General features: G+C 58.0%; 21 protein-coding genes and 1 pseudogene. 10 read left to right on the forward strand and 12 right to left on the reverse strand.

Features of this window, described 5'->3' with window-relative positions:
* Nucleotides 1-122: 122 nt before the first annotated feature.
* Nucleotides 123-380, reverse strand: a pseudogene (locus CK489_RS39150) (transposase); the annotation flags it as partial.
* 647 nt (nucleotides 381-1,027) lie between these two features.
* On the opposite strand from CK489_RS39150, the gene CK489_RS39160 reads away from it, so the two are divergent.
* Entirely contained in the window at nucleotides 1,028-1,777 is a 750-nt protein-coding gene (locus tag CK489_RS39160; protein ID WP_095736207.1) for a P-loop NTPase family protein, read from the forward strand.
* A gap of 60 nt (nucleotides 1,778-1,837) precedes the next feature.
* A complete protein-coding gene (locus tag CK489_RS39165) occupies nucleotides 1,838-2,557 on the forward strand; it encodes a hypothetical protein (RefSeq protein WP_095736087.1) in 720 nt (239 codons plus the stop codon).
* Between the two features lie 227 nt (nucleotides 2,558-2,784).
* On the opposite strand, the gene CK489_RS39170 is transcribed toward CK489_RS39165, so the two are convergent.
* From CK489_RS39170 to CK489_RS39180, 3 genes are all read right to left on the reverse strand, one after another.
* Nucleotides 2,785-4,605: an NEL-type E3 ubiquitin ligase domain-containing protein gene (locus CK489_RS39170; RefSeq protein WP_095736088.1), complete on the reverse strand. Its 1,821-nt coding sequence runs from the start codon at nucleotides 4,603-4,605 to the stop codon at nucleotides 2,785-2,787.
* A 787-nt stretch (nucleotides 4,606-5,392) separates the two neighbouring features.
* Nucleotides 5,393-5,638 carry a hypothetical protein gene (locus CK489_RS39175; RefSeq protein WP_244486021.1) on the reverse strand — a complete coding sequence of 82 codons (246 nt, stop codon included), beginning with the start codon at nucleotides 5,636-5,638 and terminating at the stop codon, nucleotides 5,393-5,395.
* Nucleotides 5,639-5,824: 186 nt separating this feature from the next.
* Nucleotides 5,825-7,420 (reverse strand): hypothetical protein, encoded by a 1,596-nt coding sequence (locus CK489_RS39180; RefSeq protein ID WP_095736089.1) that lies wholly within the window; start codon nucleotides 7,418-7,420, stop codon nucleotides 5,825-5,827.
* A gap of 3,094 nt (nucleotides 7,421-10,514) precedes the next feature.
* On the opposite strand from CK489_RS39180, the gene CK489_RS39200 reads away from it, so the two are divergent.
* From CK489_RS39200 to ahpD, 7 genes are all read left to right on the forward strand, one after another.
* Nucleotides 10,515-11,585, forward strand: coding sequence for a cytochrome-c peroxidase (locus tag CK489_RS39200; RefSeq protein ID WP_094193814.1), 1,071 nt, complete (start codon nucleotides 10,515-10,517; stop codon nucleotides 11,583-11,585).
* A gap of 450 nt (nucleotides 11,586-12,035) precedes the next feature.
* On the forward strand, nucleotides 12,036-12,563 hold the full coding sequence (locus CK489_RS42480) for a hypothetical protein (protein ID WP_244522099.1): 528 nt from the start codon (nucleotides 12,036-12,038) through the stop codon (nucleotides 12,561-12,563).
* Entirely contained in the window at nucleotides 12,560-13,756 is a 1,197-nt protein-coding gene (gene modC / locus CK489_RS39210) for a molybdenum ABC transporter ATP-binding protein (protein ID WP_198961133.1), read from the forward strand. The genes CK489_RS42480 and modC overlap by 4 nt, the downstream gene beginning before the upstream one ends.
* A 55-nt stretch (nucleotides 13,757-13,811) precedes the next feature.
* Entirely contained in the window at nucleotides 13,812-14,375 is a 564-nt protein-coding gene (locus CK489_RS42975) for a DUF2478 domain-containing protein (RefSeq protein ID WP_095736091.1), read from the forward strand.
* A 1,133-nt stretch (nucleotides 14,376-15,508) separates the two neighbouring features.
* Nucleotides 15,509-15,787, forward strand: coding sequence for a hypothetical protein (locus CK489_RS41145; RefSeq protein WP_143278324.1), 279 nt, complete (start codon nucleotides 15,509-15,511; stop codon nucleotides 15,785-15,787).
* 7 nt (nucleotides 15,788-15,794) lie between these two features.
* Nucleotides 15,795-16,349 carry a peroxiredoxin gene (locus CK489_RS39225; protein ID WP_050402990.1) on the forward strand — a complete coding sequence of 185 codons (555 nt, stop codon included), beginning with the start codon at nucleotides 15,795-15,797 and terminating at the stop codon, nucleotides 16,347-16,349.
* 6 nt (nucleotides 16,350-16,355) lie between these two features.
* Nucleotides 16,356-16,904: an alkylhydroperoxidase, AhpD family gene (gene ahpD, locus CK489_RS39230; protein ID WP_050402989.1), complete on the forward strand. Its 549-nt coding sequence runs from the start codon at nucleotides 16,356-16,358 to the stop codon at nucleotides 16,902-16,904.
* A gap of 167 nt (nucleotides 16,905-17,071) precedes the next feature.
* On the opposite strand, the gene CK489_RS39235 is transcribed toward ahpD, so the two are convergent.
* The 8 genes from CK489_RS39235 to nifH all read right to left on the reverse strand — a co-directional run bounded on the left by CK489_RS39235 (nucleotide 17,072) and on the right by nifH (nucleotide 24,933).
* On the reverse strand, nucleotides 17,072-17,368 hold the full coding sequence (locus tag CK489_RS39235; RefSeq protein WP_050403054.1) for a ferredoxin family protein: 297 nt from the start codon (nucleotides 17,366-17,368) through the stop codon (nucleotides 17,072-17,074).
* A 39-nt stretch (nucleotides 17,369-17,407) separates the two neighbouring features.
* A complete protein-coding gene (locus CK489_RS39240) occupies nucleotides 17,408-18,715 on the reverse strand; it encodes an FAD-dependent oxidoreductase (protein ID WP_050627320.1) in 1,308 nt (435 codons plus the stop codon).
* 11 nt (nucleotides 18,716-18,726) lie between these two features.
* Entirely contained in the window at nucleotides 18,727-19,836 is a 1,110-nt protein-coding gene (locus CK489_RS39245) for an electron transfer flavoprotein subunit alpha/FixB family protein (protein WP_095736092.1), read from the reverse strand.
* Between the two features lie 547 nt (nucleotides 19,837-20,383).
* On the reverse strand, nucleotides 20,384-20,515 hold the full coding sequence (locus CK489_RS42725) for a hypothetical protein (RefSeq protein WP_283806263.1): 132 nt from the start codon (nucleotides 20,513-20,515) through the stop codon (nucleotides 20,384-20,386).
* A gap of 294 nt (nucleotides 20,516-20,809) precedes the next feature.
* On the reverse strand, nucleotides 20,810-21,151 hold the full coding sequence (nifW, locus tag CK489_RS39250; RefSeq protein WP_050402987.1) for a nitrogenase stabilizing/protective protein NifW: 342 nt from the start codon (nucleotides 21,149-21,151) through the stop codon (nucleotides 20,810-20,812).
* A 494-nt stretch (nucleotides 21,152-21,645) separates the two neighbouring features.
* Nucleotides 21,646-22,869: a homocitrate synthase gene (gene nifV / locus CK489_RS39255; RefSeq protein WP_095736093.1), complete on the reverse strand. Its 1,224-nt coding sequence runs from the start codon at nucleotides 22,867-22,869 to the stop codon at nucleotides 21,646-21,648.
* 320 nt (nucleotides 22,870-23,189) lie between these two features.
* Nucleotides 23,190-23,900 (reverse strand): nitrogen fixation protein NifQ, encoded by a 711-nt coding sequence (locus tag CK489_RS39260; protein ID WP_095736094.1) that lies wholly within the window; start codon nucleotides 23,898-23,900, stop codon nucleotides 23,190-23,192.
* A 148-nt stretch (nucleotides 23,901-24,048) separates the two neighbouring features.
* On the reverse strand, nucleotides 24,049-24,933 hold the full coding sequence (nifH, locus tag CK489_RS39265) for a nitrogenase iron protein (protein ID WP_050403050.1): 885 nt from the start codon (nucleotides 24,931-24,933) through the stop codon (nucleotides 24,049-24,051).
* Nucleotides 24,934-25,494: 561 nt separating this feature from the next.
* Here nifH and CK489_RS39270 point away from each other — a divergent pair.
* On the forward strand, nucleotides 25,495-25,908 hold the full coding sequence (locus CK489_RS39270) for an ArsC/Spx/MgsR family protein (protein ID WP_050627263.1): 414 nt from the start codon (nucleotides 25,495-25,497) through the stop codon (nucleotides 25,906-25,908).
* Nucleotides 25,909-26,053: the final 145 nt, after the last annotated feature.

A 26,053-nucleotide genomic window follows, 5' to 3' on the forward strand; every position in this document is an offset into this window, starting at 1 on the left:
CGCGTATCTCATCTTGGCCTGGCTGCAACCGCAGCTCACTCGCGAGAGGCCGGATACATTTAAGCAGACTGTGCTCGTTACGAGACCGAAAAGCCTTGCACGGACGGAGTGGACCATACATTTCGGCGGATCACGTCCTGCAGCATCTCCTTGTCGAGTGACAGGTCCGCCACCAGCTTCTTCAGCTTGCCGTTCTCGTCCTCGAGCTGCTTCAACCGTCGCATCTCGGTCGGCAGCAGTCCGTCGTACCTCTTCTTCCAATTGAAATAGGTCGCCTGGCTGATCCCGGCCTTGCGGCAAATCTCCGCCACCGTGACGCCATCGTTGCCCTGCTTCAGGATGAACGCCTTCTGGGCGTCCGAAAACTTCGAGGCCTTCATCGTCTTCGCTCCTCCCAGCCGAGGGAATCGATGCGAAAACTCTAACCAAAAATGGTCCAGTTTGCCGGCCTCAGATCACGATAGATGCAGTTGTCGTCACGCGCGATGTTGTCGGACCGGCGCCTGGGCGATTTGCGTCGTCGCGGATTTACGAACTGACGAGACGCATTCTAGCGAAAACGTCGTCACGCTTCTGGAGATACTAGATCGGGCCAACCCATGTCGAACAAGCTAAATCCGCGACTACCCTCCAGGCAGTGTAGCACCACCTCAATCGTGTTTACATCGATGCTACAAGCTGACGCCGCGTAAGGTTCACGTCCTTCATGACGATCCAACGATCGGTAGATAGAACGCTATCGCAACGATCATCAGGCTCACGGTTGATCCTTCGACGCCCCGGCCTTCCGACTACTCACGAACCTGACGTAAATCACGAGCAGGAGCGATTACTTGCTACTCTCAGCGTGCGCCGCCGTCTCAGTCAGACCGCGCAACTCGCTCGATGTTGAAAACGTTCATCAACCTGAGGAGTTCTCGCGTCGAAAATTCAATTACCCTTCTTTCTGCCATGTTCTCACCCAAAGCAGTGACGCGCCGATTGCGCACTTCGCGCGCGGCAAGAGCGAGTGCCTCAGGAGAATTCGATGGTGAAGCCAGTTGTGATTGTGGTGGGTGCAGACAAGGGAGGAGTCGGCAAGACGACGGTATCACGAACTCTGCTGGACTATTTCAGTGTCAACAACGTGCAAACACGCGCCTTCGATACGGAGTCTCCGCGGGGAACGCTGAAGCGCTTTTATCCCGAGATCACCGAGATCGTCGACATGACGACGACCACGGACCAGATGAAGATTTTCGATACCCTGAACTCCGGGCTATCCGTCACCGTCATCGACGCTCGCGCCGGATTGCTGTCCTCAGCGCTGGCCTCCTTGCGCGACATCGGATTTCTGGATTCGGCGCGGTCCGGCCAGATTACCTTTGCCGTATTCCATATTCTAGGATCGTCTATCGCTTCGCTCGACGAGATCGAGGAGACCGCTACCTTCATGAGCGGCGCAAAGTACTATCTGGTCAAGAACTTCATCAATGACACTCAGTTCTTCCAGTGGGACCAGTCGACCTATAACTCCTATTTTCACCGCATCAAACAGGCGACCGAGTTGACCATCCCGAAACTTAACGAGATGGCCTATGAGCAGGTCGAAGTCGCATCCGTCCCGTTCGTCGATTTCGTGGCAAACAAGGGCCGCAACGATGAGCCCGCGAACAACTCCTTCGTGCTACGCGGTTATGTCCGGCACTGGCTGGCAAATGTCTGGAGCGAATTTGATCGCATCAACTTGACGGAATTGGCCGGCGCCAAGTCCGCTACTCGGAGTGGCGAGAAGTAGTCGCATATTCTTGCGGGCCAAGAGCAGGCCCATATACGAAACGAGATTGATCTGCTGGCTATGTTAGCGACCCCTATCTACATCATCTGCTCTCCTAGCCCGCAGGTCGGAAAAACCCTCATCGCTCGCGTCCTGAGCGAGTTCTTGCTGCTCAAAGACGGCACCGCCCTATCGTTCGATGTCAGTCTAAAAGAGCCATCACTGCTCGATTACCTCCCTAAGATCACCGAGACCGCGGATGTGACGGACACTTACGGCAAGATGCAGCTAATGGACCCGCTTATCGTCCACGATCGGGTACCCAAGGTGATCGATCTCGGCTTCCATGCCTTCGATGAGTTCTTCAAGATGTGCGAGGAGATCGGCTTCATAAAGGAGACAGCGCGCCGCTATGTTGCTCCTATCATTCTCTTCATCGCAGGCGCTGACCGCATTTCCTTTCGCGGTTATGACATGCTGCGGCGGCAGATTCCGCCAGCGTCGCTGGTCACCGTCCACAATGAATTTGCGCTGCACGGCGCATTACCTGAAGTCATGGATGGCGAGCGGGTGCTCCAGATTTCCGCGCTGCCGATGTTTCTCAAGAGATATATAGACCGACTTGGCTTTTCCTTCACCGGATATCTGCGGGACGAAAAGGACTGGTCTACCGAGCTGCATCAGTGGATACGACGGAACTACACGATGTTCCGCGATCTAGAATCGAGCTTGATGCTGCGAAGATCCTATCGATCGCGTGGGACGAACATCGAGAGCCTGCGTTGCACAAAGGCAACTTGAAGCTTGGATTACTCGCCGTCTATTGTCCAGCTTATGAGCAGCCGTTTGACCGACCGCCAACGGCTTTGGCGGTAATGAAATGCACTGTGCGAATCCCCGCCTGGATTGGGTGCAAATCAAGCGTACTTATCCTTGAGCTCATCCGCACCTAATCGCGCGACCGGCGACTGCCCTCTTGGGCTTTGCGGGCGGCCGAGACGCATCGATGATCTTTCCAGCGGAGGAGCTCATAGCTCGAAACCGAGCTTCCCGAGCACGCGGTCCATGACCGCGCCTTTGATCTCGCGGGCGATCTCGTTGCGAATCTGGGCGCCGAGCACCCGCTCGGCATCGGCGTCTCCTGTCAGACCATTCTCCGCCAGCCGCCGATCCAAGCGGGCTTGAAACGGCTCGCCCATCGCATCGGCGAGCCGTTCCTGCATCTCAGCATAGTCTTCGGGCGCGATGCGCCTTAGCACACTTTCCCATGGCTGCCATTGGGTCGCCAGGAACTGCGCAAATTCGGTCGCTTCCTGGTTCCGCACTGCCGTCTCGGCCCTGACGACATCGTCCCCAGTAACGTGAGAGACGCTCATGAAGCGCATGTCGGGGGCGATGTGCCGCAGCTCCAGCGCATCACGCAGTTGGGTCTGGTAGGCAAGGTAGACCTCGATCTCATCGACGTCCGTGTCCGGATCGGCTCGACGAAGCGAGTTGACGGTCTCGCGCGCGATTCGGTCCAGGGCCTCCAAGCGAAACATGACGCGGCCGTGCTGGAGCAGTTCGCCAAGGCGTCCGTCATAGGCGCCGTCCTCGACATCCGCGTTCAGGCGTGCGCTCTGCATGCCGTTCCAGGTCAAAGTGACGCGATCTTCGCAGCTCGCGCTCGCTCCGGAGGCCAGTTCGAAATACTGCTCGCGCAGATTCGACCTGATGGCTGCCTGCCGCAGATCTTCTGCGACCGCGTGCCGGAACGCGTCGCTGCCATAGTTCACGGTGCCGCGGAGCCTGTCGAGAAAGCGTGCATAATCTAGGGCACCCGGCTCTTCGGCGAAGGCCTGCCAAGCTGTTATTGCTGTCGGCTCGCCCTCGAGCCAGTGCGCGACAACCTCCTGCAGCGACCGCAGCTCAACTTGCACCGCGCCTGCGGTGTTCGGTAAGAACACCTGCGGGCCGGCATAGTCTCCGGCATGCATGGCGGTCTCCAGGCCGGCCTGCACCGCGTCGGACAGAGGATTATTCTCCAGATCAACACTCGCGTCGCGGGTTAGCTGTGTCAGCATAGTCTCGGGCACGCTGGTTAGTTGGTTGTTGCTGGCGCCAAGCCATAGCAGATCGGCCGGAAACGTCTCGGGCAGACTGGTCAGCCGATTATGGCTGGCACTAAGCCATTCAAGCCCGGCCGGAAGAGGCTCGGGCAGATCGGTCAGCTGGTTATAGTCGACATTCAGGCGCGCGAGCCCGGCTGGAAGCTCGGGCAGACGAGTCAGCTGATTGCCCGAGACGTCCAACTCCTGAAGCGTCGCTGGAAGGCGATCGGGCAGACTGGATAACTGATTGTTGTCGACATTCAGGCGCCGCAATCCAGGCGGCAGCTCTGCGGGCAGGCTGGACAGCCCGTTGCTAATGGCATAGAGCCGCCGCAGACCGGCCGGTAGCTCGGGCAGGCCGGTCAACCGATTATTGTTCGCGTAGAGCCGCTGCAGACTGGCCGGAAGTGTTTCGGGAAGGCTGCTCAGCTGATTGTCGTCGACATTCAGGCGGCGCAAGCCGGCCGGGATCGGGGCCGCCAAGTTGGTCAGTGACAGGGACGACAGATCTATTGGTTCATTGAGATCGCCCGTGTCCCTCCAGGCCCTCATTCGACTTACCACCAGCTGCCGATCCTCATGCTGCCCCTGCCCGTCTTCGGCAGCCCAATCCGTCAAGACTTGGTCCGGCAAGTCGGCAGCCGCCTGCGCTTCCGTCGAGGCTTCGTCCCAGTGCGGTGAGGCCGGTGACCCTGGTTCGGAGCTTTCCCAATCGGAAGCTTCGAAAGGAGTCCCAGTGCCAAGCTGTTCGGTATTCACAGATGTCGTCTCTTCGGTAGCTAAAGGAAGCGAATGCGCCGGAGCGGCGTATCATGAAGCTGGTAGAGCCCCGCTATGGATGAGCTTCATGGGCTGACGAAAGCACGTCACGAAGCGGTCGCCACGCAGGGCTTGGTGCGATTACTCTGCGTCCGATGGCGACCGAGGACCAATCTAAAGGAGCCTCGCTCGCGGATCGGGTTGATACTGGAATCAATCTCCCCTTTCCTGCCATGCCTGAGCACATCGAGCCGGCCTTGCAGCAATTCGGGACATTCAGCCTACGGGATATAGCTGACGACAAGCTGACAGCCTCGAAGCGATGATCAATGCGCCGCCCAACATTCCTTCGATGTCTCTCGACGTTTTGGCGCAGCGCTCCGCAAAAAGTCCGACGGGAACGAAACAGTGTCCTGCTCGGTAAATTTGGTGTCCGAGGCGGCACGCCGGCAACGTGATGCTGACAGGACGGCGACGTTGCCGCTCCTGTGCGGTCGAGGTCGGCTACCCTTCCTGGGAGACGTTGTGTTGATCGACGAGCCGAACGCTAGTAGATTTTTGCGCGTAACGCGCTCGCTCCTGACCGAGGGCCAAGGCGTGTACCCAATCAGCAAAGCCGACCTGAATGATTGGCCTCCAGCTATCAACGACCGCGGACATGATCCTCAAGCTCAACTGGCGCTTTCGCGGCTTGCGGCAAGCAAGCGGTGATTCCGCTCGCGGGTCCCTCCCGAGTCCGAACAGACACTGCCCATCACTGTCGGCATCGAGTTTCTTTACGTTGCGCTCAGTGTAGCCAACCCTCGCCGCGACCAACGAACTCGAGCACCGACTGCGCTTGGTTGATCTCGCACGACACGCGCTTCAATATCCGTATTGCGACCTCTTCCGTCGCGATCAACCCCGCTCTTTCGCAGGCCAGCCCGAAATGATACATCACCTGTTCGTCGGATGGCGCGATACGATTCTGAAACAAGCTGATCGTCAATGATGAGAGCATATGCTCGACGACGTCGTTTTCAGCCTGACTCACGAATCCACGTCCTTCTGATTAGTCGCTCAATATTGTACAATATGGGCGTCGCCGATAGAGCTATGACACCTCTCATTGTTCCGGGTTGTCGTGCCATGGCATCGCCCCATGAGTATCAAACACCGCTAGCTTGTGCTTTCTTTCTTCGATCGCCTCATCTGCTAACGTCGCTTCTCCTCTCAGAGCCTACGCAGTCTCAGCCGCGAGTTGCAGCTGCCTGATGATCTCAGTCACCCTCCCTTGCCCGGCGGCGTCGTGCGGCCACTTGCTAAAGCCGCACAGCAAATTGTCTGCCTCCAGCTTGGTAAAATTAAAGAGCCTGATACCGCGCCCAAGGATCTCATTGGCGATCGTGATCGTGGCCTGGCGAGCGACACTTTCTTGTGGCGATTTGTTGAAGCCGATCAGCAGGCCCCTGAGATCCTGGGTAGTGAAATCCGAGAGCTCCGTCCTCCGATCCGCGCGGCGAAGGACCTCGCCTGCGAGCACGACGGTCGCTTGACCGCACGGCAGTTCGTCCGGCCAGTTACTGAAGCCGCTGACCAGGTTCGCAAGTCCCTGCTGTGAGAACTCGCAAAGCTGAGCGGCGCGGCGCAGGACCTCGCGAGCGAGTGCGACCGCGGCTCGGCGAGACGCGGCCTCTTCTGGCCACTTACTAAAACCGTTCACCAGGTTTGACAGCCCCTGCTGAGTCAAATCGGGGAGCTGGGCAGCACGGCAAAATACTTCACCGGCGATCGCGACCGCAGCCCTACGACAAGTCGCATCTTCAGGCCATTTGCAGAACCCGTTCACCAGGTTCACCAATCCTTGCTGGGTATAATCCGGAAGCTGGACGGCACGGCGTAGGAGCTCACTTGCGATCGCAAATGTTGCCTGACGAGATGCATTCTCCTCTGGCCATTTGCTGAAGCCATTCACCAAATTCGCCAGATCCTGCTCGCTAAACTCGTGGAACCGCGTCGCACGTCCCAGCACTTCGGTTGCAACCGCGACGGTGACTTGACCACAGGGCAACTCCTCAGGCCACTTGCTAAAACCGTTCACAAGGATGGCCAACCCCTGCTGAGCGAAATCGGCGACCCGGCGGGGGCGCCGCAAGATTTCCAATGCAAGCGTGGCCGCGGCTTGGCGCGAGGCCGCCTCTTCTGGCCATTTGCTAAATCCGTTTACCAGGCTCACCAACCCTTGCTGTCTAAATTCAGAGAGCTGATGGTGGCGGCCCGCTCGGCGGATGATCTCGCCCGCGATTGCAACCGCGGCCTGTCGAAAGTCACTCCCTTCCGGCCACTTGCTGAAGCCGTTTATCAGCCCTGCCAGGCTGAGATTGTTCAATTCTTGAAGCGATCTGCTTTCCTCGCGACAAAATTTGGCTATTCGGACAGCCCCTTGGCGACATTCCGCTCTCCTGGCGTGCCTGCCGAAGGATGCCGCAAATATGGAAAGCGCTCTGATACCGATCTTCTTCATCAGAACATGGTCCAGCTGCGACACGCGAGAGGCTATTCTCTCGCAAGTATCCCGACCCGCCAGACCTCCAGCCCTTCGGCTCACCGCATTGCATGTCGTCGCATAGCCCCACGATTTCTCTGCACGGATGCTTTCCTCGAAACTCGGTAGAAATCTGGATTGAAACTCAACGGCTGCTTGTTGCAGAAACACTGGCAGGTCCGCCTTGCACAGTTGCTTGTCGCGCCTCACGACTGCAGTCGAGAATTCAACAATGCCGACAGCGCGATCGATTTCGCTTAACGCCGTCGTGAGACTAGTTTGAACGGACATAAGACCTTCCGAGCTTTCATCGAAGCACCCTGCGGCTATATGCAAGCAGTCATCGCCTCTGGCTCGATATTAACCGTCCATGCTCTTTGGAGCATCTGCCTGCGAGCGCCGGGCTGTTCACTCTGCGCACTTGCCCTGCGCGACTAAAAACGTGATTACAGTTGTGGCCAACCACATTTTGCTGCCCGTTTCATTTCATTGCCAGCCCTTGATACAATGGTTGGCCCAGCGCTCCCGTGGCGATGGTGCAACTGCCCTTCCCGGCCATCGCCCGAACAAGGTTGGCAATCAGCAAGCCATTCCCCTCCTCATCTCGATTTGCCAATGAGCCGTCGACGCGCGCCCCATCCTGAGCTTTGTGTTGATGCATCGGCGAGTCTACAACCTGTCGCAGCGTAAGATTCAAGCTGTAAATCGTCCTCCTGATGCGCAGGCGGATTGTATAAGGCGGATATCGATTGCAACGATTCCGGCGAAGTGGTTATTCAGCTCGACACCGCGTCCAGCCACATTTGCCGTCGATTGCTGAGATTCCACCCCTGGGCTCATGCGCTTTGTTTGATCGGTTCGCGAGCGCCGTCGTTCGCGGTCAAGCCCGCACCACCCTTCCCCATAGGGAGAACATCTCCGCCATGCCATTTCCCATGCTGTGGATGAGGGCCCTCAGGTCGCGCCCAGCCTGAACAATCAACAAAGGCACCGGACGCTTGTAGGTTTCGGTGCCATAAAGACCTTCGCGACATGGGCCATGCTTTACCAGCTCACGCTAAAGCCACCTAATGCCGGACGTGATTTAACATCTCACCATCCTTGGTATCTGATACGCACAAATACACTGTAGAGCGCAGGAATTGTGCAAGATACGCCATCAGGGCGCAGTGAAAACCCATGGAACTGCCACGATTTTTTGTCAGACGCGGGCCGCAAGGTGATATCGATTAACAGGAGCCTGTACCAATCGAACTGCTCGTCACTATCTGCGCAGAAACGGGTGGGAAGTCGCAAGTCCTCAGACGGAATTATTCGACATGAATGCGGCGGCACCGGTGCTCATGACGATCCGCGTGCGTAATGCTCCGAATGGCAAAGTGAACTACATCTGCAATGACTTCGATCGACGATAGATTGAGTGAGATCAGGTGGCTGCGGAACGAGATCTGGCGCTGCCGTCGGTTGCTTAAAACGGACCTATCTGACGCAGAGCGCAAGAGCATTGAGAAGCGCCTGCTCGAACAGCTGTCTGCCTTTGAGCGGCTTTTGTCGACGACGTTTCCTTTGGCCTTGAACCCTAAAGTCAGTTCGACCAAGAGCACCACGCCCCCGCCAAGCGGCCCCTCTGAAGCGCCCATCGAAAACGCCGCAATGGCATCGAGCAGTTCCTTCTCGAATTCGACTGGGAGCTAACCTCAGCAGTTTCTCGGCTCGATTCGCACTCTCCAGCCCAACCATAATCCAAAGGCGACAATATCTGGAAGAGCGCGATCGAATGTGCCCAACGCGGGCATTCCGGCGATCTTTTGCCAAGCATAGTCGATCTAGTCGCCTGCTGGAAATGCTAGGTCGGCGACAACAACGCCATATTAATGGACAACACGGATTCCTGAACGATGTGCGGCCTGACGACTTCCGTCGTTGAACCGGATTCGTTCGTCGGACCATTTCCAGCCAGACGGCGGTAACTTCGCGGTTGCCTTGTCCCACGAACGGACTGCAGCGCCGGCAACCACCGTAGTAGCGCATCGAACCTCAGAGCGCACCATGACCTCGTAACACGCGTGGTGGCCCAGTCGATCGCCCAACGAGGTCATTCGAAGTCCAGTGCCGCAGTTGGATGAGCTCCGACTCGGCAGCGTGACGTTCCAGCACGATAGACTTTCGAACAGCAAGCTGGTCAAAGTCCGGCGCCAATCAGCCTGGAACACGGCACCGTGCGTCAACCTCTGTAACCTCTGCTCGGACGGCTCACTCTCGATGAAGGACGATCGGAACCCTATTGAGGCGTCGTTTCGGTCCGCCGTTTCTGTCCGCCGCAGTTGGCAACGCGCGGCGACATTCGACGCCCAAGCTTTTGAAATTGTCTCTAAGACAAAACATGGCTGCGTCTACATCCCTCCGTCCTGTGAAGCGCTCACAAAAGCGCATCACGTCTGGTCTGCACGACGTGAGGACCTCTTCGGCCCGCCGATCTCGCGCGCAAGCGTATCCTGTGCACCACATGGCTGCGATCGTGATCGCAGCAAGGGTAGTTGCGCAGCGGTGCGCATTGTAAGTCCACCCCATTCGTTGCTCTTGATTCACCAAACCCTTCTTAAGCCGCATATTCTTCACTATTGTTATTTTCCCAACGAGCATCATCCGTTTACCAGGAACCAGGCGGCAGCAGCCGTCGTGGCGCCGCCGCAATCATTACGGTCTCACGAATCATCGTCTCACTACGCGCAACACGTTCACTGCGAAGACCGAGAGGTCGGCTGCGCTTTGCTGCGCGCGCAATGCGCTCCAGCCTTTGTGACATTCGCGAAGCTGGTTCCCAATGTGGCGTTCCCTGGTGCGAGAGTTCTACTTCGCAATGCCTACAACCTGACGCTACGATCGATTCAAGCATTTTGAGCGTCCAGCGAGCAAAAATACGGCCTAAGACAGGCACATCCGCATTGTGGACGAACTCCCGCCAGCTGCACGCTTCACCGGTGCAGTGTACGATACGTCACTGGTGTTGGTCGGTGATCGCTCGGCTTGGTGTTGAGATTGAAGGCGCAGCAAAGGACACCCGCCGGGACGATCGGCAAGAAGTTGTCGCCGAGTCGGCTGGCTTATTCGTCGTCCGAGCCAATGATCTTACCGTGGATTCCGCAGGCTTGGATTGCTTGCTGCTATTCCAGGTTTGCAACTGCTCGACCACAGCTCAGCGGCTTCGACCTTGAGCCCCGTTGGCACGGCCGTTGCTACTCGGCGCGTGAGCTGGGCGCAGCCTAGCCGCAACGCTGAAGATATCATTCGTCGTTGATTGCTGCGAGTCGTTCTTCGGACGGACTGACTCGCGCGCACCGCTCTATGTTCGCGATTGCATGATCTACGACGAACGAGGCTTAATATGAGGAAAACAGCGGCAGACCGGCTTGACATCGTAGGCAAGCTATTTGTCGTGGCTATTGCCATTCTGGTTTCGTCAGCGGCAGGTGCCAATGATGATCTAATGAGCGCCGCCAGGCGACTATTCAAGCCGATCCCCTCAATGGTTCCAGCGGTGAAGGACAACCCGATCACTCACGAAAAGGTCATCCTTGGCAAATTCTTGTTCTTCGATCCGAGGCTTTCGGCGAGCGAGGTCATTAGCTGCAACACGTGTCATAACGTTGGGATGGGCGGCGTAGATGCCGGTCCGACTTCGATCGGTCATCGCTGGCAACAGGGTACACGTCGCGCGCCAACCGTCTTCAACGCGGTCTTCAACGTGGCACAGTTCTGGGACGGGCGCGCGGCAGACCTCAAGGCGCAGGCCGCGGGACCTATCCAGGCCGGGGTCGAAATGAATGCGACGCCCGATCGCGTGCTCAGCACGTTGAACTCAATGACGGAATATGTCGTTATGTTCAGTAAGGCGTTCCCCAACGATGCGGCGCCCGTTACCTTTGCAAATTTTGCCAAGGCCATCGAGGCCTTCGAGGCGACCTTGATCACACCCGCCGCCCCCTTCGATCAGTACCTTGAGGGCGATGGATATGCTCTCAGTGACCACCAGAAAGCCGGGCTAAAGCTATTCATCGAAAAGGGATGCTCCTCTTGCCACAACGGAATTAATGTCGGTGGACAGGATTACTTCCCGTTCGGCGTGATTGAAAGGCCCGCCGCAAACTTGCTTCCGAGAGACGATAGGGGACGTTTTGCCGTCACTAAGAATCTTAGCGATGAGTATGTTTTCCGCTCCGCGCCATTGCGTAACGTTGCATTGCGGTCTCCCTACTTCCATTCCGGTCAGGTCTGGAGCCTCAAACAAGCGGTTGGCGTAATGAGTGAGGTTCAACTCGGTATAAAGCTGAGCGACAAAGAAACTGACGAAATTGTCGCCTTTCTAAACTCGCTTACCGGGCAGTTTCCGAAGATCGACTATCCAATACTGCCCACGCGCACCAACGTCACCCCAAGGCCCTCTTTAGACAAATAGGCTGTCACGATCGCGACACTCCGTGTGATTAGCGAGAACGCAGGAGCTCGAGCACGAAAGCTTCTAGACAGCCAAGTCAAGCCCCCCAGGTTGCGAATGAGCCGACCTTCTCCTCCGGGGGATCAGGTCTGACAAACTGGATCATATCGCTTTATGCGTTATTAACGAGTTTGACGGTCGCCCGTTCGCCAACGCACCATCTCCAAAGCGCAAGCGACGATGGTACCCCGCCCAGCTTCCATCTCATCGCCCTGCATGTGCGGTTGATGACGCGAGCGTCCAAATCCCTACCATAAGATACCACCATCTTTGACGTCGGGCGGAGACCGATGCGAAGCCCCTTTGTCACGCCAGCCGCGCACCATATTCCCAGCAACGGCACGCGGATTGCTGGGCAAGGATTAACGTGCTGGCGCGAAGAAGGCGGCCGTAGCGGACGCGGAGTCAAAGATGAGGCTTATCCGGTTGATCTTGATCGATCTGACGTTGATGCTGCTCGCACCCGGGAGCGCAGAAGCCACGATTTGGGGCGCCGGCGTAGCCTTCACATCTGCTACCAAAACTATGGCGTCATGGGAGGGGATTTCGGCCGCAGAGCCAATCTTGAGCTCTGGCGCGAGCCGACAGCCTTCCCGTCAAACATCACAAGCGGCGCCAATTCAGCTTGCAACGAACACCCTCGGCCACCCGGCCAAGCCGGCTGAGCATTCCACGATGCTGGAATTGGGCTCTCCCTGCGTGATCGGCAAGCGCGCAGGGCAGCGTCCGATTGCCTCGATCATCGACGGCTCGGAGATACTCAACAAGCCGCTTATCGTGACACCATCGATCTGTAATGCCGCAGCCACGCGTTATGGCCCCCTTGGGGAGGAGACACCGCGTTGGAACGCAACAGACTGGACTCTCGGTGGCATGGTGATCGCGGCGATTCTGCTCGTGATCTTGGTAGAAAGATACATCACAGGCGCGGGCACGTGAGAGAAGCAAAACCTGGCTTTATCGAATTTTCCTTCAACGGCTCTATCGCAAACATCCCGTTAGTGGCCCAATTTAGCGTACCTGCGAAAGGCGTCACGGCAATTTTCGGGCCGCCTGGCTGCGGCAAGACCGCGGTCGCACGCTGCATCGCCGGCGTGCAATGTCTACCGGGTGGATTTTGCGCAATCGATGGCGAGATTTGGCAAGATCAAACGACGTTTCGGCCGCCTCATCTGCGTCCGGTCGCTTATGTATTCCAGCGCCCAATTCTTTTTTCTCATTTTTCCGTCAAGCGTACCCTTCTGTTCAACGCATCGAAATCGAAACCGACACTGATCGATTTTGACGGGGTGGTCGAATTGCTCGCCCTTACCCCACTGCTCGAGCGTTCGCCATCGCATCTTTCTGGCGCCGAGCGACAGCGCCTTGCCCTGGGCAGTGCGCTACTAGCACAACCTCGACTACTTTTGCTTGACGACCCGCTCACTTTGCTCGACCGCTCCGCCAAATGCGAAATTTTGACATTTCTCGATCTCATGCGGGAAAAGCTCCCATTGCCCATGATCTATGTCAGCCATGACATGGCTGACATCGAGCGCTTTGCCGATCATCTCGTCATGATGAAAGATGGCATTGTGACTGCGGCCGGGCCACTCAATGTCGTTCAGAGCGCCCCGGCGCTTGCCGCGCGCGGCGATGCGGCGGTCTGCCTTGATACCGTGGTCGGCGGCTATGACGGGCGCTATGGGCTCGTCATCCTCCGCCTCAAAGGAGCGCGCCTGTTGATCCCTGGAGCGCCTCTTAGGCCGGGCGCGCAGCTGCGGCTGCGCGTCGCAGCCGACGATGTCAGCATCGCTTGCGAGCCGCCGCGCGCCAGCTCTATGCTCAATGTTTTTCCGGCACGCATCAAGGCTTCTCTGCCGTTCGACGATGCCGAGGTCACCTTGGTCCTGGCTCTCGAAACTGGCCGTTCGGGCGTACCGCTTCTGGCCCGCATCCCGCGTCGCTCCTTTGATGCGCTACGGCTCAGCAATGGCACTGACGTATTCGCCGAGGTCGCGCGCGCCTTGCCGGTCGTAGTCCCACAGCGGTTGCTCGTAAGGCCTTCCACATTAGCAGGAGGCGTTCGACAGACGAGCGCCGATACGAGAAACGAACAGCAATCGGAGTACGACAGTGAGCGGCAATCTTGATGAGATAGATCCGCAGCATTTTACGGCCGTGTTCGACTGGCCAGACAATGTAGATATGCAGCAGGCCAATTTGACCCAGGATCTCACGCGGCGAGGCGTACGCGTCGGCGGCATCATCCGGCGACGTTTGACGGGCGCACACGGTACGCCCTGCTTGGTCGCAGGGGACATTACGTCAGGGCAACAAATCTCAATTTGCGAGCAAGTCGGCAGCGCAGTCTTGTCTTATAAGCTCGATACAAGTGGACTTGCGAAGGCCGCAGCTATCGTTCCCCGAGCGCTTCGCCACCTGGTCAATCTCCTCGCGACGAGCACATTTTGCCGGCAGCAAGCAGCTGGCGGCAGCCTGCGCGCCGAATTCGCTAACCCAATTGGCCGTGGCGTACCACCTATGATAGCCGTTCTAGTTACATGCCTTGCCGCCCGGCGAACTTGCACAGGTGATGTTGGCACGTTGCTACTTTGCGATCGCCAAATCGTTCAGCGATGGAGGCGCGATTTCCGCTCGCCCCTAGGGCACAGCTGGGCCTTCATCCCCAGCCGCGGCTATTTAGGCACTATGATACCGGAGCGTTTGATGACGACTATACGACCAGCGGATACGTCCGCTCCGAAATAGCCCGTCGGGTTCCTTCGCCGTCTCTGAAAACAGCCTTAGCTTCGGGCCTCCGCTCCTCGTTACGAAACACCATGATGCATTATGCTTTGCGAACGCTCCGATTGCGGACGTTTAATCGGCGGGGAGTCGCAGTTCAAGCAGCTGCGCGGGCTATTCGGTTGAAGCCGACATCAGCCCCTCAGTCTGTTCTGCAGTGCGTGCCGATCGGCGACGAGGTCGCTAAGGTTCAGATGTGGCTGCCGTCTTCCCGCCAACCGCCTGACCAGCGCCCGCATCCCGTCGACCACAAAGACACCGCATCATAGCCGTTCCTCTGCTGGCGTACGGATGCGTCTTCAGCCATCCGCGCTACGAGCATTGCTGCAGGTCTGTCGTTGTATCCCTGCGCGGAGTCGTAGTGGTAGGCAACCGGCCTGGCGCGATCGCGGCGGTCCACCGGCAACAACGACCAATGGGAGCCGCGGTGATCGAGGTCCGTGGCGCTGGCTCATTGACCGGCAAGAACAGGAAGTCGACCGACCTCTGCTTCTTGTTGCGCGCGCTGCAACTCCCGCTGCTCAGCGTCCCAACATCCAATAGTTCGGATCGTTATAGACCGGTTCCACACCATTCTCCTTTGAGATGACTCTTCACAGCTGCACCAGCTCGCGCTCCGGTGCACTAATCACGGAGCCTCCGGCCTAAGGAAGCCGGACGCCAAGCTCGCCAAATTGAACAAAAGCGACTGTCCTCGCGCTCCTCTCTGGGCACATGCATCACTCTTATCTGCCCGGCCCTGGCTGCCGCAGAGGGCACTCCGGCTTCCAAGGCAATAGGTGTTGCTGGATACCCCCAAAACAACCAAGAGAAACGAAAGCCAGACACTTGTCATTCGAAAGGCAAGGCGTTCGGCCACCCACCCGGCTAGGGCCGCATGCGGCACATCGCGACAGGAAGCGGGCCGCGCCATTGCCGCTGGCCCCCCCCCGGATCTGCTATTGGCACTGCAGATTCTGCTTTGTCTCGACCCTTCAGTTTACGTCTCACATTAGCTACAACCAACCGGGTCGTACCTGCACAGAACATACTCCCGCGCACCATAAAAGGACCTGACATACTGAAGCCTCTCCGCGTGCTCACGAAGCCTCAGAGCCATGCCCTATGTACGATTGAAACTCTACAACCTGACGCTACGTAGACGTCATGCCTTCGTTGCCGCCGCCGCGAGCCTGGTCGGTTATCATTCCCGTTTCAGGTGCGGCAAATCCTTGCAGCTTGGTGAGCTCATGCCGTTTCGAGCGGGCTTAATGCGCGAGGGGAAATCTGCAGCCAAGCCGCTGCGCGGCGTAACTAGGGACAATCGGCTCTTGAAACGGATGGCATATCGTTTGCTTCAGCAGCGTGGTCACCATGTCCGGAAAACAAAAGTGTGAGGACCGCATGCTTGGAATTGGAAGTCAATTGCCGCCGTTCGAGATCACAGGCGTGAAGCCTGGCTTTCACGCGCACGAAGAAGATGGGCAGAGTGCATTCGAGACATTGACCCAAGCTAGCTTTCCAGAAAAATGGAAGATCATTTTCTTCTATCCTAAGGACTTTACCTTCGTCTGTCCGACCGAAATCGCCGAGTTTGCCCGGCTTTCCAAGGAATTCGTTGACCGCGATGCAGTGATACTGGGGGGCTCGACTGACAACGAGTTCTGCAAGCTTGCGTGGCGACGCTCACATGTCGACTTGCAAAATCTGCCAATCTGGCAGTTTGCCGACACGAAGGGGACCTTGGTCGATGGCCTTGGTGTGCGCTCCCCCGAAGGGGTCGCGTATCGCTACACCTATATTGTTGACCCCGCCAACACGATCCAGCACGTCTACGCGACCAATCTCAACGTCGGACGCAGCCCCAAGGACACACTGCGCGTGCTGGACGCTCTCCAAACCGACGAGCTCTGTCCCTGCAATCGCGAAATCGGCGGCGAAGTCCTGAAGGTCGCTTGAGGCAGCATGTCGTCGATTGAACAGTTGAACGAAAAGATCCCCGATTTCGCCAAGGACGTCCGGCTCAATCTGACTTCCCTGATAGCCGATGAGACACTCTCGCCGCAGCGGCAATACGGGCTTCTGCTGGCGAGCGCAATTGCCACCCGCAATGCAGACGTAATTGCCGCAATGGAATCCGCCGCGGCCGCCGTCATGACGCCCGTGGCGATCGCCGCAGCGAAATCCGCCGCCGCTGTGATGGCGATGAACAATGTCTACTACCGCTTCCTTCACCTCGCCTCCAATCCGGAATACAAGACGATGCCGCCACGGCTGCGCATGAACGTGATTGGCAGTCCAGGTGTTGACAAGTCTGATTTCGAGCTATGGTCGCTTGCTGTGTCCGCCATAAACGGCTGCGGTGCTTGTATCGATGCCCACGAGAAGACACTGCGAGCTGCGGGCGTCAGCTCCGGAGTGATCCTCTCCGCCGTGCGATCTGCTGCGATCGTCCAGTCAGTGGCGACTGCAATCGAGGCCGCTCGGCCGAGCTCATCCGAGGCAACGGGCTGATTTCTCCTCTGCCATCCGATCGAAAGGGTGGGGCGCCGTTCCGCATCGCCACACCTGTTACCTTGAAACGTGCCTAGCTCGAATTGCTCCGTGACGCGCGAATATGCAAATATTCCGACGCTAAGGGGCGGTTCGTACCACGGCTTCGTTCCATCCTCACCTTACCCTCAGCCAAACTTGAACAGCACCCCATATCCGCCGCGCGGATAACTCCACTGGATATCGCCGGTGGGCTCAGCGATCACCCGACAGGTACCGCACTCGATACAGCCGTCGACAGTCACCTCGACCCGCCCCTCATCGTTCAGCTCATAGCATCGCGCGGGGCACGCTTTCAAAAGCGCGACTAGCTGCGGCGATGGGGACGTGTGTGCGCGAACCTTGACGTGCGGACGACCAACGTCGACAAGGTAGCGGTTGTAATACAGCTTGTCTTCCACGCGCACCGAGGGCTCGGCATCCATGCTTTGTCCTTCCATACTTGGAACTCACACTGTTGACAATTAGCGCCAGGCTCGCGCAAAACGACATGCATCGCCGAACAGACCGGTCCATGAGCGCGCCTTGACAAAGGATTTCAAGGTCGCATTCTCCTTCTCAACCTTGGGCGTACCATCGACCCGCACAAAGTTTTGCATTGCCTTAGAGATGAGCTGCGGATAAGTGAGAAAGAAGTTTTGTGAGTGAGTATGCATCAGGGGCGGCAAATCCTTGTACTTCTTGAGGTCCTTGATGACGAAGGACTCGTCCAACATCTTCTTGTAGAGCGACAGATTTGTCGCTGTCATCGGCTCGCCGCGCGATTTAACCAGGCCGATCGCGTCGGCCGCTATGCGACCTGAGGTCATCGCGAGATTGGACCCCTCGCGATGAACGGCATTGTTGAGTTGCGCCGCATCGCCAACGACCACCCAGCCTTCCCCGTAGAGCTGCGGGATCGATTTGTAGCCTCCTTCAGGGATGAGATGCGCCGAATATTCCTTGACTTCGGAACCTGCTAGCAGAGGCAACACAGAGGGATGCCTTTTGAATTGATCGAGCAAGCCGTAGGGCGTCAGGCCGGTGCGCTGGAAGTCCGCGACGAGACAACCGATGCCGAGCGAAATACACTCCTTGTTTGCATAGATGAAACCCATTCCGGTCATACCGCGGGAAATGGTGCCCGCCGCCTCGATTACAACGCCTTCGTCGCCCTTAAGATTGAAGCGCGCTTCGATAGTCTCGCGAGGCAAGAAGTGCATTTCCTTGACGGCGAGCGCAACGTTATCGGGTGTCGGCCGCGCGCGCAGGCCCGCGCGCGTCCCAAGCAGACCATTGACCCCTTCAGCGAGCACGACGACATCGGCATGTATTTCGCCGTCGCGGCGATCTGTACGAACGCCGACAATTCTTTCACGCTCGTCGCGTACGAGCTCCGTCACAGTCGTCTCGCAGAGCAAGGTCACGCCGGCTTCGCGCACCTTTGACGAGAACCATTTGTCAAACTGCGCGCGTATGATCGTGTAACGGTTCGGCCGCTCCTCGTTGAAGTCGTCCGAGCGGTAATGCATCCCGACATGCGAGCGGTCATCCATCATCCAGAACCGTTGTTCAACCAGATGACGTTCGAGCGGCGCCTCTTCGCGAAACTCGGGAATTATCTTTTCCATCATGTCAGCGTAGAGGATTGCGCCCTGCACATTTTTCGATCCAGGATATTCGCCCCGCTCGAGCTGCAGCACCTTTATGCCTTGCCTGGCCATGGACAGCGCCGCCGCGTTACCAGCCATACCGGCTCCTACCACGATGGCATCGAACCTCTCTTCAATCATCATCATCTCCTTTAGACCGCGATCCGGGCGCGCGAATTCGGCAAGAGCCGAGCGCGAAATGCCGCCGTCAGCGCCGGCAGCAATTGCATGGCATCACTGACGATCGCAACATGGGCGAAGTCGAAGATCGGAGCACGTTTGTCAGTATTGATGGCGACGATCAAATCCGCCCCCTCGACACCCACCCGGTGCTGGATCGCGCCGGAAATACCGGCCGCAATATAGAGCTTTGGCCGGATCGTCTTGCCGGTCTGACCGATCTGCCGATCAGACGTAACCCACCCCTTCTGCACCAGAGGACGCGAGCAGCCATATTCAGCGCCAAGAAGAGTTGCGAGCTCGCGCACCAGCCGGAAGTTCTCAGGCGATCCCAGTCCCAAGCCACCCGCAACCACGACGTCGGCATAGGCTAGATTTGATGTCTCGGAATCACGATCTGGGAGGAACGACAGAACTTTCGTGACAATATCGTCTTCGACAAGGCCGAGTGGATGGACGATGATACGGGCAGCATCACGTTCGACGCGCTCCGGCATCGGCATGACCCGCGGGCGCACTGTTGCCATCTGCGGACGATAATTCAAGGTATAGATCGTGCAGAGTAACGAGCCGCCAAAGGTCGGACGCGTCGCCGCAAGAGAACCATCGGCGTCGACATCGAGCGCGGTGCAGTCGGCAGTGAGTCCCGTTGACAGAGTCGTCGCCACGGAACCCGCGAGATCGCGCCCCAGCGTTGTCGCGCCCAACAGCAGGATCTCTGGCTTGTAGATATTGACGAGTTCGGTGAGCGCTTTGGTATAGGATTCATTACGGTAATCCGCCAAAACGTTGTCGCTCACGAAATAGGCCAGATCGGCCCCATAGCAAAAGGATTCAAGCGCGGCGTTACGGGTGGACTGCCCCTCCGGGCCGACAACGACCGCGGCGAGATTCACTTTCAGCTTGTCGGCAAGCCTGCGCCCCGCTCCCATGAGCTCCCAGGAAACCGGATGCACCTGGCCGCGCTCCAGCTCGACGAAAACCCAGACATGCTTGTAGGCCTTAAAGTGCTCGGGCAGCTCCTTCTTGGCTGCTGCCCGGCCGGCCGCCGCAGGCGCTGCCGTTTTGGTGACATTGCTCATGGTTTTAAGTCCCCTCAAGAATACGCGCGCCCGCGCCACAGGTTTGTATGTAGATTCAGTTGACTGAGGATCAGTTCTGATTAGCAAGTGGCCGGCCGCTCGGCTGCCGGGCCCGCTTAGTGCAAACCGACCAGGCAGTAACACTCGTCATCGACGTAGACGCTTCGGGCGGGCCAGAGCCAGATATGTCCTCGACGGTAGTGCCTCGCGCGCTCGGTTCGACAAGCGCCACGGTGCCGACGACGCCGCTACGGCAGCTGTGCCCGGAAAAGTTGTTGCGTCCGCCTGCTCTGCAGTATCGGCGCCTCGCTTTCGGCCCAGCGCTCTGCATCGGGTGCGCCCACCAAAGCGATCGGAGCTGCGCACCTGTCAAGCACTGCGTGTTCAGCCTCCAGCCCCGGCACCTTGCATCGGCCGAGCTTGGCGCCTCCGCCGGACGCATGTTGCTATCCGCATTGCGACGAATGCCACTTTGCGCGCATCCGCGGACTCGCTCGACGCTGACGACTATGTACATGCCCTCTCCAGATGTTGCGCAACGGACGACTTAGCCACTGACCACCATCTCACGGTCGCTGTCGGCCTCGTTCGCATCAAAGGCGATATCGAACGGACCGGGCGCGAGCGTGAGCCGTGAGATCACGCCGCATTGCTCGGCAGGCGGTAGAAGCAGCGTCATAGGTGTTCCTTTTTCGTCTCGGACGACCGCCATCTGTCAGCATCGATGACGGGATAGGCACGACAACAGCAAGTGTCGTACCACTTGCAAGAACCATCGAAAGTCAGCCGGAAGCAATGATTTGACAGAAACTTAAATGCTCGCTCAGCGCATTGGACACGATCAGTCCGGACATGGGTCGGGAATGCGACAGCGTCGCTCGGGTCATCGCTGGCGGAGAGATGATCCGGATGAAGGAGCGTTCAGACCGCACGGCATTCGCTAGAGAACACCTCATTACGGCGGAACGCGAAGTCACTTCAGCTCGCTCAACGGAACAAAAGCTGTCGGTTTGCCTGGGCCTGCAACCGCATCCTTCAAAACCTTGAATACTCGCTGATCAATCGGCGGCGATGCCACGAAATCAGCATAAGCCTGCTCCAACATCGCTTTGCACCGAGCTCTGATTTCCGGCTCTGTGGCGCCAGAAAATTGCTCTTTGGCGAAATATTGTCCCATGCGCTTTAGGATGTGTAGGCGCGCGACATTTACAATCTTCGGATCATAATCGACGCCAAGCAACGAAAAGAACTCCTCTGCCGACGAGGCGTTGCTAAGCCGGTCCAGGATAGGGGCTGCCGGGGATGAGTTGATCATCGAAAGGTCTCCTTTGGATCAGCTCTCGGACGCCAAACAACATACTCTTAGCGCCTGATGATATTGCCGCGGTTCTACCTCGCACGGCAGGTGCGCATCGCCAACGCCCGCCCCTGGAACGCCGATGCGCTCAACTTCGCTCTCCAGATCTGCAGGTTCGGCGGGCCCCGACCTCAGCCCGCATGAGGAAGGGGCATGAACGGCCAAACCGCAACCAGTGCCGATGCTCGTCCGACCGGTGGTCGGGCGGGACGGCAGCCTCAAGAGAGGACGTCGCTTGGCAGTCCGCGGACCGTTCGCTGCTGGATTGCAGATCACAGCATGTATGCTGGAGTGGTCCGCAATAGATGGAGCGGAGATTTGCGGCCGGCGAACCGGCCTGAGGAGGTGGGGCATTTTCGCGCCAGTCAGTAGCATCGGATAGCCTCCTTGCGACACACTTGGTCTCTCGAATAGTCGGCGCAAACGTTGCTAAGCACGGCTCTTCACTCGCTTTAGGTGGCTGGGCATCCGCACACGTCGCGCCAGATCGCCGCCACCGTTTTGCGCTCAACTGGCAGCTTGTGCTCGATCGCATGCTTGCGAACTTGCGACAGGATCTGTCTGGCTTGATCGGCGCTGGCGGCCAGCTTGAGTTCATCGAGCAACGCCGTAATCGCCGCAAGTCCGGAATGCTTGCCGATCACAAAGCGGTTGCGGCGGCCAAGCAAAGCCGGATCAAGCGACTGATAGGTGCGCTGATCCTTCAAAAGGCCATCGACATGAATGCCGGATTCGTGCGTAAATACGTACTCTCCAACGATGGCCTTATCCAGAGGAATGGCACGCGCGGCCGCCGCAGCCACCAGTGCGGCGACGTTCTCGAGCTCCGGAAGTATGATGCCGGTCTCGCGCCCGTAGAGCTGCTTGAGTGCGACCGCGACTTCCTCGAGCGGCGCATTTCCGGCCCGCTCGCCTAACCCGATGACGGTCACCGAAGCGTGGCTCGCGCCAGCTTTGATGGCTGAGAGTGTATTGGCGGTTGCGAGTCCGAGATCGTCGTGGCCGTGAAATTCGAGTTCCAAATCGGTAGTCTGACGCAGTTTCCTGACCAGCGCGTAGGTTGCGTCGGGATCGAGCACACTGAGCGTATCTGCAACACGAAAACGACACGCGCCCGCGGCTTTTGCGACTGCAATCAGCCGGATCAGAAACTCGACGTTGGCGCGCGAAGCGTCCTCGCCGCCAACAGAAACTTGAAGCCCCTTCTCACGAGCATAGCCGACCAATTGCCTCACCTGTTCCAGTGCCAGGCTGCGATGACCACCGAGCTTGGCCGCGATCTGCACATCGGAAGTCGGGATCGACATGTTGACCATGGACACCCGGGCTTCAATCGCCGCATCGACGTCCGCTTTCCTCATCCGGCACCAGCCTATCGTCGTCAGCGGAAGATCTGCTTCGACAATGGCGCGGATTGCTGTGATTTCCTCATTGCCCATCGCAGGCGTTCCCGCCTCGATCTCCGTGACCCCGGCCCGCGCAAGCGCCCGCGCGATCGCCAGCTTTTCCTTGGTGGTGAACGCAACACCGGGCGCCTGCTCCCCGTCCCTTAGCGTCGTATCGTTAAGCACGATCGGCTTCGCGCGTTCTTGATCGAACCATGAGGGTTCTTCGCTAGAGGCGATCACGCAGGCTGGCTCCTTATCTTTGACCACATCCCCTTCAGCAACCCGCATGCCACTGCGCTATCCCTGCCAACGGATTGAAAATCTACGCTTCCTTCCTTAACCTCCTCCCGCCAATGGATTGCCGCAAGCGCGACTGACTCATGAAACGGGCGCTTTTGCCATTCCCAAGTCGAGTTCGAAAGCCAAGGCGATTGCAGCGCGCCGCGATGTTGGCGATTGATCCCGGAACAATTCAGGCCGGCATGTCTTAGATCCATGGTCACTTGCTCGCATTAAAGCGGCGTTTATCTGCACGATGACATGCCGCGGGGATCGCCATATCCTGGAAGCGTTGTCGCGCTGCAACGCACGAGAACATTTGTGGCAAGTCAGATGGGCCAATCAGCGGCGACCTGCTGGCGAGCCGCCTCCAGCAACTGGTCGCGCCGGCGCTCGGCCATCCGGCTCTCACCGCTTTCTTCGCCGAAACAAAGGTTGAAGTCGTTACATTGCGTGCACACCGGTGTTGTGCACATCGCGAGGCCTTCATCCTCGCAAAGCATGCGATAGAAGAAGCGCTTCCAACGCATATTGTTGACATTGCGCGCGGCGAGCGGCGCGTAGTGACGGCTGAGCAGCCGAGAGAGCTCGCCACGATTGCGCAATCCGAGATCTTCCCATAAATGGTCTGGTTCGATGGCCCGTCGAGCGATCATGGCAGCCAGCCAGCGACCGAGATCTCCTTGCGTCGAGCGGTGCTTCAGGAGAAGATCGCGCACCATTGCGATTTCGTCGTTCTCGTTGCATTTGTACCTCAGGAGGTCATCGCGAAGTTCGACCTCAAGTGAGGGAAAGTACTGCGCGAGCAAAGCCGCGAGTTCATCGCCCGATAGGCCAGTCTTCGCCGGAAGAGCGCCACCATCCATCGTGGCAGCCGCCAGAATAGATGCCAAAGCATGGCGGTCGAAATGACTGTCACTGGCAATGTCGGCATCCGCAGGAAGTACGCCGGTGAGGAGGCGGTAGGCTACAATTCCGTTGGAACTGCTCGCATCAGGCTCACAAGCAGCCATAGACGGAAGGAAGTGCACTTCGGACATGATTTTGTGGGTCACTGTAGCGGCCAGGTTTGCCTCGCCGCGTCCTGGTCCCGGCCGGGAGCGCTGATCAGAATGCCGGCCTCCCCGGATGGGGGGTGAGGAGGCCGGCATCCGTCGCGCGCCTTCACAAGGCCGCGACTCACGGCCTTTACGAGGCAGCGAGTTCGGCGGCAGTTTTGCCGATGATGGATTCGTCGACCGGCTTCATAATGCCATGCTCCATCAGCATGTCCTCAAGCTCGTCCATGGAGATCGGTGTCGGAATGATACCCTTGCCGCCATTGTTGTGAACCTTGGTAGCGAGATTGCGATAGTGATCGGCCTGCTTCGAATCCGGCGCATACTCGAGCACCGTCATGCGGCGGAGTTCGGCATGCTGCACCACATTGTCGCGCGGCACGAAGTAGATCAGCTGAGTGCCTAGCTTCTTGGCCAGCGCCTCCGCCAGTTCCAACTCCTTGTCCGTCTGTCGTTCATTGCAGACCAGGCCGCCCAGCCGCACACCGCCCGAGTTGGCATATTTCAGGATACCCTTCGAAATGTTGTTGGCGGCATACATGGCCATCATTTCACCGGACATCACGATGTAGATCTCCTGCGCCTTGTTTTCACGGATTGGCATCGCAAAGCCTCCGCAAACGACGTCGCCGAGCACGTCATAGGATACGTAATCAATGTTCTCATAGGCGCCGTTCTCCTCGAGGAAGTTGATCGAAGTGATGACGCCACGACCGGCGCAGCCGACGCCCGGCTCAGGACCACCGGACTCCACGCAACGGATGTCCTTGTAGCCGACCTTCATTACGTCCTCGAGTTCAAGATCCTCCACGCTGCCGGCGCTCGCCGCCAAGCTCAGAATCGTGTCCTGCGCCTTGGCGTGCAAGATCAAGCGGGTCGAGTCCGCCTTAGGATCGCACCCGACAATCAGGATTTTCTGGCCCATCTCGGCCAGCGCCGCCAACGTGTTCTGGGACGTCGTCGACTTGCCGATGCCACCTTTTCCGTAGAACGCGATTTGCCTTAGTGAAGACATGTTGCTCTCCATCAACCGATTTGCCAAAAGTTGCGCGCTTCTGACGCGCGAGCTTGTTTCTCTCTCTCAGAAACGGGGCACACGGGTTCAAGGGAAGGAGCACATCGCTCGTCTTACGCGTCGGCGTGCACTCAGCCCTCACTCAGTGTTGCTGCCCGATACTAGCAACCGCCGTGCCAATGCTCGCAAGCGCTGCCCAAGTCTTTGATTACATTTGAAAAGCCACCTGCCCGCCAGTGCGCCTGGCTGTTTTGGAATCTATCTGTCAGCGCGGCTGTCAGAAAACGAACAAGAGCGGCAACCGCTGACGCGAGGCCCATTGGCATCGGCTGTCCCATATCTTTAGCCATGGAATGGGACTTGCTACTCCTCTGGTGAACCGGCTCTCTGGGACTTGAGCGGTGCGACAATGTCGGTTGCGATCCAGACTGGCCGGACAGCGGATGCCAGCGGGGCTTAGCCAACTGGCATTGAAGATAATCGGCAAGACCATCGAATGGGCGTCGAACGCAGCAGCGACATGGCTATTGTTCACCTCAGCGCTGCCAACATAGGTATGACATGGCGACAATCACTTTTTATCAAAAGCCCGGCTGCGCGACCAATGTGCGTCAGATTCAAGCGTTCAACGCTGCCGGTCACGACATCATAGCCAAGGATATTTTGATGGAGCCGTGGACTTCAGAAGAACTGCGCCGCTTCTTCGGCAATACCCCGGTTGCCTCCTGGTTCAACCAAGCGGCCCCCCGTATCAAATCAGGCGAAGTCAATCCCGCCATAATTGACGACCAGCGCGCACTGGCGTTGATGTTAGACGATCCGCTCCTGATACGCAGACCTCTGATCGACGTCGATGGATCACGATGCGCCGGATTCGATCATGAGCTCGTGCTGTCGCTGCTTGGCCGCAAGACCCCAGATGATCTCGAGGGATGTGTGCATGACGCAAACGAGACGCGCTGTCCGCAAACGTGAGGCTAGGACAGACGGCTTTGATGCGAAGAACCATATTTTTCTGCTTCCGGCTTGGTTCGTGACCGCCAACTCGGACCCTCGCTGAGAAGGCCAACCCGGCTATTCCGTAATACGGATCTGCCGATATTGCGCCTCGGGTGAATGC

Origin of the sequence: Bradyrhizobium sp. UFLA03-84 (assembly GCF_002289535.1) — a bacterium.
GTDB classification, from domain to species: Bacteria; Pseudomonadota; Alphaproteobacteria; order Rhizobiales; family Xanthobacteraceae; genus Bradyrhizobium; species Bradyrhizobium viridifuturi.